Source organism: Cellulophaga sp. 3_MG-2023 (assembly GCF_030546975.1).
Classification (GTDB): domain Bacteria; phylum Bacteroidota; class Bacteroidia; order Flavobacteriales; family Flavobacteriaceae; genus Cellulophaga.
In genome coordinates this window covers 1-12,743 of record NZ_JAUOPS010000009.1, presented here as the reverse complement: position 1 = coordinate 12,743, position 12,743 = coordinate 1, and the positions used below count along the sequence as shown (strand labels likewise).

General features: G+C 32.8%; 11 protein-coding genes. 6 read left to right on the top strand and 5 right to left on the bottom strand.

From position 1 onward, the window contains the following. The first annotated feature begins 116 nt into the window (after positions 1–116). From Q4487_RS16145 to Q4487_RS16120, 6 genes are all read left to right on the top strand, one after another. A complete protein-coding gene (locus tag Q4487_RS16145) occupies positions 117–683 on the top strand; it encodes a DUF2975 domain-containing protein (protein WP_303545716.1) in 567 nt (188 codons plus the stop codon). Between the two features lie 3 nt (positions 684–686). Then, complete coding sequence (locus tag Q4487_RS16140; protein ID WP_303545713.1) at positions 687–899, top strand: helix-turn-helix transcriptional regulator; 213 nt, start codon at positions 687–689, stop codon at positions 897–899. A gap of 56 nt (positions 900–955) precedes the next feature. After that, positions 956–1,393 carry an ankyrin repeat domain-containing protein gene (locus tag Q4487_RS16135; RefSeq protein WP_303545710.1) on the top strand — a complete coding sequence of 146 codons (438 nt, stop codon included), beginning with the start codon at positions 956–958 and terminating at the stop codon, positions 1,391–1,393. A gap of 41 nt (positions 1,394–1,434) precedes the next feature. After that, positions 1,435–2,556, top strand: coding sequence for an aminopeptidase C (locus Q4487_RS16130; RefSeq protein ID WP_303545707.1), 1,122 nt, complete (start codon positions 1,435–1,437; stop codon positions 2,554–2,556). A gap of 61 nt (positions 2,557–2,617) precedes the next feature. Then, complete coding sequence (locus Q4487_RS16125) at positions 2,618–3,874, top strand: Y-family DNA polymerase (protein ID WP_303545705.1); 1,257 nt, start codon at positions 2,618–2,620, stop codon at positions 3,872–3,874. 2 nt (positions 3,875–3,876) lie between these two features. Continuing rightward, positions 3,877–4,311 (top strand): LexA family transcriptional regulator, encoded by a 435-nt coding sequence (locus Q4487_RS16120; RefSeq protein WP_303545702.1) that lies wholly within the window; start codon positions 3,877–3,879, stop codon positions 4,309–4,311. Between the two features lie 267 nt (positions 4,312–4,578). On the opposite strand, the gene Q4487_RS16115 is transcribed toward Q4487_RS16120, so the two are convergent. The 5 genes from Q4487_RS16115 to Q4487_RS16095 all read right to left on the bottom strand — a co-directional run bounded on the left by Q4487_RS16115 (position 4,579) and on the right by Q4487_RS16095 (position 12,346). After that, positions 4,579–5,721, bottom strand: coding sequence for a thiol-activated cytolysin family protein (locus tag Q4487_RS16115; protein WP_303545700.1), 1,143 nt, complete (start codon positions 5,719–5,721; stop codon positions 4,579–4,581). A 205-nt stretch (positions 5,722–5,926) separates the two neighbouring features. After that, complete coding sequence (locus Q4487_RS16110) at positions 5,927–6,205, bottom strand: F0F1 ATP synthase subunit epsilon (RefSeq protein WP_100894669.1); 279 nt, start codon at positions 6,203–6,205, stop codon at positions 5,927–5,929. A 67-nt stretch (positions 6,206–6,272) separates the two neighbouring features. Next, the gene (gene atpD / locus Q4487_RS16105) at positions 6,273–7,781 is read right to left on the bottom strand and encodes a F0F1 ATP synthase subunit beta (protein ID WP_100894668.1); all 1,509 of its coding nucleotides are present in this window, start codon (positions 7,779–7,781) and stop codon (positions 6,273–6,275) included. A gap of 227 nt (positions 7,782–8,008) precedes the next feature. Beyond that, positions 8,009–9,532, bottom strand: a complete 1,524-nt coding sequence (locus tag Q4487_RS16100) for a G-D-S-L family lipolytic protein (RefSeq protein ID WP_303545695.1) — start codon at positions 9,530–9,532, stop codon at positions 8,009–8,011. A gap of 9 nt (positions 9,533–9,541) precedes the next feature. After that, complete coding sequence (locus Q4487_RS16095) at positions 9,542–12,346, bottom strand: TonB-dependent receptor (protein ID WP_303545692.1); 2,805 nt, start codon at positions 12,344–12,346, stop codon at positions 9,542–9,544. Positions 12,347–12,743: the final 397 nt, after the last annotated feature.

The window sequence follows — 12,743 nt, the reverse complement described above, 5'->3', positions numbered from 1 at the left end:
TTTAAAATAAAATTAAAAAATTATTGTTATTCAATAATTTTAATATATTTGTTATCGAAAAACAATAATAAAAAATCTATTAGCTTATAACAAGAAAACGACTTAACCATATAACAATGAAAAAACTATCTATATTATTAAACTGCTCATTAATTATTTTTTTAATTCTTATTCTTTTTCAAGTAACCTCCTTTATATCATCCTTAAACAGCTACATTCAAGATAAAAAAATAATAAATTTAACGTATGGTATTAAAAATCCGCAAGAGTCTAATGGTATATTTACACTAATTCTAATCTGCCTTATTGGAATAATTATTATTTTTTTTATGTACCTATTATACACCTCCTATTTAATTAGACGCGATTTTACAAAAAATTTAATTTTTACAAGTAAAAATGTACAGCAATTAAAGCTCATAGGAAATACGATACTTTATATATGTTTAGCCTTATTTATAATTGTAGCAATAACTCATTTCATTGTAGGTATAAATCAAATACACACTCAAAAAACAGAATTATTAGTTAACAACAGAATGCCCTACAAATTTGGCTATGCTATTGGAACCTCTTTGGGAAAAAACGGCGGTCTTTTTATAATTGGAATATTTACTTTAATAATAAAACAACTCGTAAAAGAAGGTACATTTATTAAAAAAGAAAACGACTTAACCATATAAACTATGCCAATTATTGTAAATCTAGATGTAATATTGGCTGAACGAAACATAAAAAGTAAAGAATTAGCTAAAATCATTAATATTACAGAAGCAAACCTATCTATTTTAAAATCCGGCAAAGCAAAAGCAATACGATTTTCAACTTTAGATGCAATCTGCAAAGCTTTATCATGCCAACCATCAGATATTTTAGAATATGTAAAAGAAAAAGAATAAATTTAACTCACTAACGTTTTATATTAACATTAGTTAAATTAAATAAACTTAAAATAATGAAAACCCTATTTTTAACATTCCTACTTATTATTTCTACTTATGCAAGCGCACAAGAACTAAACAACGACATTAAAAGTGCTTTAGAAAGCGATAATGTTACCGCTCTTAAAAAACACATAACAACCAAAGAAATTAATAACTGCTTTAAGTTTGAAGAGTCTGAATACACTTTGTTAACACTTTCTATAAAACTTAACGCAAAATCTTGTTTTGCAGAACTAATAGCACAAAGTGCTAGCGTAGAAAAAACGTGCAACAACAAAACTCCTCTTATGTATACTGCCAAATACAACAGATTAGCAATGGCAAAAAAACTTGTTAAAGCAGGTGCAGAGATTACACTTAGAAACAATGATAAACAGTCTGCTTTAGATTTTGCTAAAAAATATGAGAGAAAAGAGTTTATAGAATACATAAAATCTTTTAATCAATAAAAAATACGCTAACCGCAAAGCACTAATTAATTAAGAACACTATGCGAAAACTACTTTTAAGCCTTGGCTTTATGCTTGCCATAGGTGCCATAAACGCACAAGAAGCATATAAATTTACAGATGTTATAGATTTAGACGCAACACCTGTTATTAGTCAAGGAGCTACGGGCACATGTTGGAGTTTTTCTACTTCTTCATTTTTAGAATCGGAAATTATACGACTTACCGGAAAGCAAATAGATTTGTCTGAGATGTACACTGTGCGTAATACTTATCCTAAAAAAGCAGAAAACTTTGTGATGCGACAAGGTAAAGCTCAGTTTAGCGAAGGTGGACTAGCACACGATGTAATTAACTCGGTTAAAAATTATGGTCTTGTACCACAAGAAGCATATAACGGACTTCTAGAAAATAGCAACTTTCACAATCACGCGGAATTAGTTGCAGTGCTAGAAGCTATGGTAAAAACATACGCAGACAATCCTGCTGGAGAGTTAAGCAAAAACTGGTCTAAAGCCGTAAATGCTGTTTTAGATGTGTATTTAGGAGCAAATAAAACGTCTTTTACTTATCAAGGAAAAGAATATACTCCTGTTTCATTTTTAAAAATGACCAAAATTACACCAGAAGACTATGTTACAATTACTTCTTTTACACACGCTCCTTTTTACAGTTCGTTTATATTAAACATACCTGATAACTGGAGTAACGGTAGCATGTACAATGTTACTTTAGACGAAATGATGAATACTATTGATAACGCTCTAGAAAACGGATTTACTGTTGAGTTAGATTGTGATGTTAGCGAGCGTACGTTTTCATCTAAACATGGAGTTGCTGTAGTACCTGCAAATTATGAAAACAATAAAAAAGCACTAGAAGGCATTTATCCAGAGCTAAAAGTTACGCAAAGCTACAGACAAAACGAGTTTGAAAACTTTACAACTACAGACGATCACTTAATGCACATAACGGGCACAGTAAAAGACCAAAACGGAACAAAATACTACAAAGTAAAAAACAGTTGGGGCACAGATGCTAGCAGAACCAAACATAACGGCTATGTATATTTTAGCGAGGCTTATATGCGACTTAAAGCAATAAGTGTTATGGTACACAAAGATGCATTACCAAAAGACTTAACTAAAAAAATAAAATTATAATTAACACATACTACTAGTGCGCATACAAAATGTAAAGAGCAAATCTTGTACCTTTGCAACAATGTATGCACTAGTAGATTGTAACAACTTTTATGCCTCCTGTGAGCGAGTTTTTAACCCTAGCCTACAGGGAAAACCTATTGCAATTTTAAGCAATAATGATGGCTGTGTAATCTCTAGAAGCGATGAAGCTAAATTAATTGGCTTACCTATGGGCGCTCCTGCCTTTAAATACAAAAGCTTTTTTAAAGCTAATAATGTCCACGTTTTTTCTTCTAATTATTCATTATACGGCGATATGAGCAGTCGAGTAATGAGCATACTACAACAATTTTCTCCAGATGTAGAAGTATATAGTATTGATGAAGCTTTTATTCAGTTTAAAGGCTTTGACAATTATAATTTTACTACCTATGGAACAGAAATAAGAGACCGTGTTTTAAAATGGACTGGCATACCTACCTGCGTTGGTATTGCTCCAACAAAAGCGCTTAGCAAAGTAGCAAACAAAATTGCACGTAAATTTCCCAACCAAACAAAAGGAACTTATGTTATTGATACTGAAGAAAAACGTATAAAAGCCTTAAAATGGATAAAACTTGAGGACGTTTGGGGAATTGGAAGAAGGCTTCATAAGCGCTTAGCAATTAAAAATTGTAAAACAGCATTAGACTTTGTTAACCTACCTGACGATTGGGTGCGCAAAAACTTTTCTATAACCGAGTGGCGACTAAAAAAAGATTTGGAAGGCATACCTACTTTAGATCTAGAAATTAAAGAGAATAAAAAATCTATAGCAACTACCAGAAGTTTTGAGCATACTTTTTCTGACATAGAAAATATAAAAGAGCGTATATCTACTTTTGCTAGTAGCTGTGCAGAAAAGTTACGCAAACAAAACTCTAGTTGCCATATGGTAGTTGTTTTATTAAGTAGTGATAAACATAAACAAGGCGAAGAACAACATAGAGGAACTTTTAACGTAAATATGTCTTACCCAACAGATTCTAGCCTAGCAATTAGCAACGCAGCTATAAAAGCTATAGAATACATATACAAGCCTGGTATTAACTACAAGCGTACTGGTGTTATTGTTACTGGTTTAGTACCCACAAATAATCATCAACTGCATTTGTTTACCACAGAAAACCCAAAGCACAAACCTTTAATGAAAGCCATAGATAAATTAAATTTTAAATATGGTGATCAAAAATTAAAAATTGCCAATCAAGATTTGGAGCGAACCTGGAAAATGAAACAAGAACACTTATCTCCTAAGTACACTACAAGTTTTAACGACATTATAAAAGTAAATTAAGCGTGATAAAAAATACAAATCTTACTTTTTTCTCTGTTGATAGCTCTACCAGTAGCTCTACTATTTTTATAGATACTGGCATCTCTGCTGGCTTTCCGTCTCCGGCTGATGACTTTAAAGAGAATAGAATTAGCTTAGACAAAGAACTAATTAAAAACCCCGAAGCAACTTTTTTTGCACGAGTAAGTGGTGAGTCTATGATTGGCGCTGGTTTAGAAAATAATGATTTATTAGTTATAGACCGAAGTTTAGAACCATCTCACAATAAAATTGCTGTTTGCTATTTAGACGGTGAATTTACCGTAAAGAGACTAAAAGTTGAAAATAATATAGTTTGGCTACAACCAGAAAACCCCAATTACAAACCCATACAAATTACCGAAGAAAACAACTTTATAATTTGGGGCATTGTTACCAATGTTATAAAAAAAGTATAACAACAAAAAAGCGCAAAGTTTACACTTTACGCTTTACATTTATTACAGATACTAACTCCAATAATAAAATAAATATTATATAACACACATTATTATAATGCGCTGTGTTTCTTTTAAATACGCTTAAAACATATACTTTAGATGTATCAAATGTAAGAAATTACCTTTAAATATTTATTATTTAACATATTTTCTTACAAATAAGCTTTAAAGAGTATAAAAAATCACAGATTAGAGACTATATAATACCTATTAATTAGTATTTAGCTAGTCTTTTTTATATTCTAAAATTTGCTCTGTATACATTTGTTTTACCTCTACCTCTGTATTATCTAACAATCTACGAACCTTGTAGCTAATTGGAGCCGCAGAACTTACTAAATCAGCAGTGCTTGGTGTTTCTAAAAAACGTACAAAACTATCATAATCGTTAACTCTACCCCCTAATTGAGCTGGGCCTCCCGCTATAAGTACTTTTATTTTGTTATTCTCAAAAAGTGATTTAAATTCTTCAGAGTAAGTTACATCTGTACTTGCATCTACTATTGACAAAGCAACTTTAACTGATGCCTTTACCATTAAACTATTATACGCTTCATCTTTTTCTGTCTCTATTAACAAATACGCAACCCTACCATAATCTACACTACTTACATACAACGGCTCATGAGACCCTAAATCTTCAGCTTTAATTTCACCATCTATCCATTGCGTGTAGTTTTTAGGATCTATAGATACATTATAAAACCACTGACGCACTTCTACAACAACATACTTTTTACTAGATACAGTTCCGCTACTCTGGTCAAAATTAAAGCTTGAAGAAACCAAATTTCCAAGCACATCTGCCTTAATATGTATATCTAAAGTTTTATTAAAACTTTCTTGAGTAGTTACAGAGTTACTCTCATAACTATAAAAACTAGGTATAGCATTGTAATCAATTAAAGCTTGGCTATTTTCCAACAAACCGTTTAATGATGTCCTAATTTTACTTAAAGTCGGAGGGGTTGACGCACTTACTGGTAAATTCTTACCTCTTAGTGTTAAAGAAAGCTGAACATCATTAAAATCATTTTTAAGTACAATAGGATCATATGTTGCATCCATAAAAGAGGACCCTCGTAAAATGCTTCCTGGATAAATAATGTCCGAGCTATTAGCACTTACAATAGAAAGTGGCTCTAAAGTAGTTTGTTTTTCTACCAATGTAAGATACTCATAATTGGTTGTATTTGCCGATGCATCAAAACGAGTATTACCCGTTTTTTCAGAGCTTATAATATTATCTGGCTCAACTTGAAAAGAAACCGATTTAAGCTCATTTAAATTTGGACTAGAACTATCATCATTTTTATCACAGGAAACTAAAAAAAGAATTGCAACAATAATATAGTAATAGGATTTCATAAAATTAAAGATTTGGTTATTTGGCACAAGTAATATACGTGTACAACTATATTTTGGACTACGATATGGTAAGAATTATATTAAAAAAAAAGCAAAATGTATAAGGTTTTTGATTTTAAAACCTATTGATATTATTTATTTAAAGCACAAAAAAAAGGGTATACTACCAAGTAGTATACCCTTTTAAAGAGTTATGACCCTAACGTTAATCCGCTAGTACAATAACTTTATTATCTTTCATTTCTATAGTTCCACTGCTTATAGCTAAAACAGTATCTCCGTTAGAACCTTTAGAGAATTTACCCTCAAAAGCCTCATCTATAGATACATTTCCTTGAATCTTAACAGTACCTTGCTGTAATAACGAAACAACTGGTGCGTGATTAGATAACATTTGAAAATCTCCATTAATACCAGGTACAGTTACAGAAACAACTTCTCCTGCAAATAATGTAGCTTCTGGTGATACAATTTCTAAATACATAATTATAAAAGTATTAAATAAATATTACGTGCAAGCCATTTAGCTAACACGTAATATTATGTATTATTTATGCTTCAGCAAGCATTTTTTCTCCTGCTTCTATAGCTTCTTCAATAGTACCTTTAAGGTTAAATGCAGATTCTGGTAAGTGATCTAGCTCACCATCCATAATCATATTAAATCCTTTAATAGTATCTTTGATATCTACTAAAACACCTTTAAGACCTGTAAATTGCTCTGCTACGTGGAATGGCTGAGATAAGAAACGTTGTACACGTCTTGCCCTACCAACTGCCATTTTATCCTCTTCAGATAATTCTTCCATACCAAGGATAGCAATAATATCTTGTAATTCTTTATAACGTTGTAACAACTCTTTTACACGTTGCGCACAAGAATAGTGATCTTTTCCTAAAATTTCTGGAGCTAATATTCTAGAAGTAGAATCTAACGGATCTACTGCTGGGTAAATACCTAACTCTGCAATTTTACGAGACAATACTGTTGTTGCATCTAAGTGAGCAAACGTTGTTGCCGGAGCTGGATCCGTTAAATCATCCGCAGGTACGTAAACCGCCTGTACAGATGTAATAGAACCTCTTTTTGTTGATGTAATACGCTCTTGCATAGCACCCATTTCTGTTGCTAATGTTGGTTGGTAACCTACCGCAGATGGCATACGACCAAGTAATGCAGATACCTCAGAACCAGCTTGTGTAAAACGGAAAATGTTATCTACAAAGAAAAGTACATCTTTACCTTGACCTTCACCTGCTCCATCACGGAAATATTCTGCAATAGTTAAACCAGATAATGCAACACGTGCACGTGCTCCAGGTGGCTCATTCATTTGTCCAAAAACAAAAGTTGCTTTAGAATCTTTCATTACAGATTTATCAACTTTAGATAAATCCCATCCACCTTCTTCCATTGAGTGCATAAAGTCATCTCCGTATTTAATAATACCAGACTCTAACATCTCACGTAGTAAATCGTTACCCTCACGAGTACGCTCACCTACACCAGCAAATACAGAAAGTCCACCGTGACCTTTTGCAATGTTGTTAATTAATTCTTGAATTAATACTGTTTTACCTACACCGGCACCACCAAATAAACCAATTTTACCACCTTTTGCATAAGGCTCAATAAGGTCAATTACTTTAATACCTGTAAATAATACTTCAGTAGAAGTAGATAAGTCTTCAAATTTTGGTGCCTGTCTGTGTATTGGCAGACCATCTTTACCAGATTTTGGTAAATTTCCAAGACCATCAATAGCGTCTCCAATTACGTTAAATAAACGTCCGTAAACGTCATCTCCAACCGGCATTTGTATAGCGCTTCCTGTTGCATTAACCTCTGCTCCACGGCTTAAACCATCAGAAGAATCCATAGAGATAGTTCTTACTGTATTTTCACCAATGTGTGATTGTACTTCCAAAACCAAAATTGATCCATCTGCTTTTTTAATTTCTAATGAATCATAAATTTTTGGAAGATCTACCCCTGCTTGGAACTCCACATCTATAACTGGGCCAATAATTTGGGAAACTTTACCTGTAACTTTAGACATTGCTATCAGTATTTATTTATATATAATTTTTCGTTTTTTAAAAAACATAAAACCCTGTAATACAGACCCCGTGTTTTTCAGGGTGCAAAGATAAGTTTTTCAAATTTAAATAAAAACTACTTTTTATTGTTTTTTTAACTTATTGAAAACCTTTTAGTTCTTAAACACATTTTATAAAAAAAAGCGCCTTATTAAATAAGGCGCTTTTCTATAACATTTATATTTTTCTATTGCAACGCAGGAGAAAAATTTGTTGGATAATTTGCTGCTTTAGCTAAGTTTTTTGACGCCACAAAATTAGACTCATAAGTTGCATCTATAGCCTCTAAAAATTTGTTTGCCATTAATGCATAACCTCTAGAAGTTAAATGTATACCATCTAAACTTATTAAGCCTCCAAATACTAAATCCGTATTCACTGTATACTCATCAAAAGGGACACCAGATTCTGACGCTTGTATAAGAATAGCATTTAAATCTACCAACGCCAATCCTTTTGCAGAAACAACAGATGCAATTGTTGCATTATACGCGTCTGTTGCCGTTTTTATAGATTCTAGCTCACTTGCTACTAAAACCCACTTATCTTTTAACGGCACAGATACACCGTTAACCATTGTTGGGTCATCATTTACTTTAGTTCCAATAAAAGATGATGCTGGCAAAACTAATAAATCATCTGCTGTTGCATGCCTATAACTTGGCAATCCAAATGCTGTTAAATCTGTTAAATCTTCATCTTCTATAACCACTGCGTTGGTCGCAGATGCAACAAATTCTATTGTACGTGCCTTTGCCTCTTCTTCATCTAATAAACCAGCTGTAACCATTGCCTGTAAACCTCCATTGTATTGGGCGTAACCATTGTTTACTTGTGTAGCAGTAGCTTCATCCATTGGTAAAGGGTTGTGAGGTACGGTTGTAAAATGAGGCAAACTCGTAATATAAGGTACGTTAGTTACAGCACCTTTAGCTCCATTTGCAGTTAAAGCATCTACTAAACCACTTAGCACAACTTGAAAAAGACCTGGATCTGTTATATCATTTGAGCCATAGGAAGCTGCATTAGGATTACCTGTTTGATCAACTCCTATACCGCCAGAAACAGCAAATCCTAAAACATCATTTCCTCCTATTTCTGATAGTGTAAAAAATGTTGGATTTTGTGCTGCTGCCAATTCTATCATACTAGCATCCGGTGTACTACCCGTCATTCTAACAAAATAAGGATTAGCTGCACCTGCAGACAAATTAGAAATATTACCATAACCGTTTGCTAGCAAGTGAAAACTTTTAGCTCCAGGAACTCCCATATTACTAAAAGGACCTGTTGGATTATTTAATAGTACATCTGTTGTAACTGTAACAGGTGTCCCAAGTGCTGCCTCAAGCGGCACTGGTCCTGCACCTCCAAAAACCAATCTAGGATCTGCAATTCTATCTCCATTTAAGGCTAATCCTCCAAAATTATCATTTGTTAATGGTTGTGTAAATGTTGAACTACCACCCGCATTAACAAACTTCTGAGAAAGTATATTTGGAAAAGACATTTCTTGCGTTGCTTTAAAAAGTGCTCCATCTGTATAACCAGCAGTAAAAGAGGCTCCTAAAGAAATATAGTTTGAAAAATCTGCAGATCCTGCTGTTAATTCAGGTAGTTGTTCTTCTACCATTGTAGATGAATCATCATCATCACTACAAGAAGAAAATGCTACCATTGCGGCTACTAGCCATATATATTTAGTTTTCATATTTAAATCTTATAAATTATTAATTGTCCAAGAAACATAGTATTGAGAACCTACGTAACCAGTACCAAATGCTGTAAAGTACTCATCTCCTAATAAATTAGAAGCACCAACTTTAAAGTTAGATTTTATACTTGGCACAGTAATATTTACCTGAGCATCTAAAACGCTAAATGAAGGCACCTGACCATCTCCAAATGATGCTTCCCAAAAATAAGAGTCACTCCACCTGTAAGCTACATTAAAACCAATATTTTCAAATAAATCAGTTTTACCAAAATTAGCTTTAAACTTATGCTCTGGAGTATTAAAGTTTGTTCTAAAATCAGGGTTTACCTCTTGGTCAAAATCTAACTTAGAATATGTATAATTTGCTCCTAAATCAAATCCGCCTAAAACTTTAGTATCTAAGCCTAATGTAGCACCATAAGAGTTTACATTTGCCTCAGAGTTCGTATATGTTTGATAAGCCTGATAATCTCCATTAGCTAATGCCAAAACAGATAAGCTATTATCACCTGCTTCACCATAAAAAGTAGAAACTACAGTCTCGTTAGACAAAAAGTCCTTATAACTATTATAGTATCCACTCAAATCTATCACAACACCATGTACTTTACCTCTATATCCTAATTCAAAAGAAGTTACCTGCTCTGGTTTTGCTAAGTTTGAATTTGCCACTTTTAAATCTGCAGGGTTTCCTGAAGCTCCAAAAGCCTGTAAAGAACTTGCCAAATAAGAATTGTTGTAAGCACCATCTCCAGATTTTTCTATCGTTGCAGGCTGACCAAGATCATCTTGTGCATCTTGACTAATACCATATGTTCTAACATCTCTATCTAAGTTATCTTTAGCACCACCTATTAAAATAGCTCTACCAACGTCTAAACCAATGTATAAATCCTGTGTAGTAGGATTTCTGAATCCTGTTTGAAAAGATGCTCTTAAATTATGGTTTTTATTTTCACCTAAAGTATAACCAGCAGCTAATCTTGGAGAAAAGAAACCATCAAACAGCTCCGACTTATCATAACGTAAAGAACCTGTTAGCTTTAAACGATCTTCCATTAATTTTTTCTGTATTTGTGTATAAATACCAAATTCAGAATACCTAATAGGTCCGTCATTATCTGTATAAATTGTACCTGAAGAATTTAGCTCATATGTTCTTGTAGACCCACCCACTTGAATATCTGCAAATTCAATTATATCAGAAAAATTATAGTTTGCATCTGCGTGATAAATTTTTGAATTATCTTGAAACTTAGAACCAGAACTTAAATCCGGATCATTTATACTTTTTTCAAACGCTGCCTGAAACTCAGGTGTACCCGGTAGATATCTCCCTGATTCAGCTTGTGCTCTTGCATTAGCATGTGCTTGGTCTGATGTTGCACCACCTAAAGTACTCTGTACATACGTACCAACATATTCTGCAAACCATTGTGGGTCAGATTTCCAAGCTCTGTTTATATTAATCCCTGTAAATACCATATCATAGGAATCTCCTGCTTTATCCTCTGTCATATATCCTCTTAAGAAAAAATTATCGTTCTTAATTTCAATTTTATGCTGTTGTAAAAAGAAATCATCAATAGCATACCTGTTTGCTCCTTGGTAAATTGTAGAACCAGAACCTACTTTACCCACATAAGAAATTTCAAAATCATTTTCCCACGGTCTGTAATAAAGTCCCCAATCAGCCTTAATGCTTTCTGCATTATAATCTGTCAAATATTTTTCATTATAACCAGTTCTACTCACATTAACATTAGGCACTAGTGCTTCTGCTCCTGCAGGTAAAATTGGCTCTCCTGTAGCTGGGTTATTAGTTTTGGTAAGTATTTGTGCTACACTAAACATATTCTGACTTACTTCATCACCATAAACATTTACCCCATCATAATCTAAATCATCTCTAGTAAAACCTCTAAATAACTTATCCGTTTCATTATCAGCTCCCCAATCTGTACCTTTTAAATAACCAAAGTTAACTTTACCAGCAAATTTTTCACTGAATTTATGCGCAGCTCTAATACCAAAATCAGTATAAGTATTATCTCCTGAAACTTCTTGAGATGTTACACCTCTTTTAATATAAGCACTAATACCCTCAAAATCAAAAGGGCTCTTACTTCTCATAAATAGTATTCCGTTAAATGCATTTGCTCCATATAATGCCGAAGCTGCACCAGGCAGTAACTCTACACTTAAAACATCAGTCTCGGTCATACCTAATAAATTTCCTAAAGGAAAGTTCAAGGCAGGAGCTGCATTATCCATTTGATCTACCATTTGCATAAACCTTGTATTTGCAAAAGTTGCAAAACCTCTGGTATTAATAGACTTAAATGTTAAACTGTTTGTGTTAATATCTACTCCTTTCAAATTTTCTAAACCATCATAAAAATCTGAAGAAGCAGTATTCTTAATATCCTTTAAACCAAAGCGCTCTACAGAAACCGGAGACTCAAAAATACGTTCTGGAGTCCTAGAAGCAGAAATTACAATTTCACCTAACTGTTCTGCCTCTTCGTTTAGAGTTACTGTTAATGTTTGATTATTTTTTGTTACGTCTACTGTAACGGAAGAGTAACCAATACTTGATACTTTTAATTTAAATGGAGGAACTTGTGACGTGGTTAACGTAAAAAGTCCATCAAAATTAGCTACTACACCTTCGGCCTTTCCAACAATTACAACGTTGGCCGAGGACACTGGTTGATCATTTTGATCAACAACCTTTCCTTTTATTGTGGTCTGAGAATATCCCAAAACACTAAAAATAAGGAAAGAAAAAAGAATTATTTTTCTCATTCTAGTATTGAATTAAGTTAGTTTTGATTGTGAAGTTATATTTTTTTTTGATTTTAACAACTATTAACACTATTAAATTATGCGTGCATAGTAATTTTTTAACATTTTTAGACCTAAAAATTTATTTATACTCTAAAAATAGTTGCTAATTATTAATAAATAACAAGATTAGTAGTTTTAAACCTACATTGTTAACTTTAAGATTTAATTTATTATAGATAGATATTAATAAGATTCTAAAACTTAATAATTATTCCACTAGTACATAATAACTAGATTCAAAACTACTCCCAAAGACAAACTACACTACGGTTTTGTAAATCTTTTAAGTAATAACTTAGATATAACTCCCTACAACCCCATATAAACAACAAAAGTCCTAGAAGTTAGCTTCTAG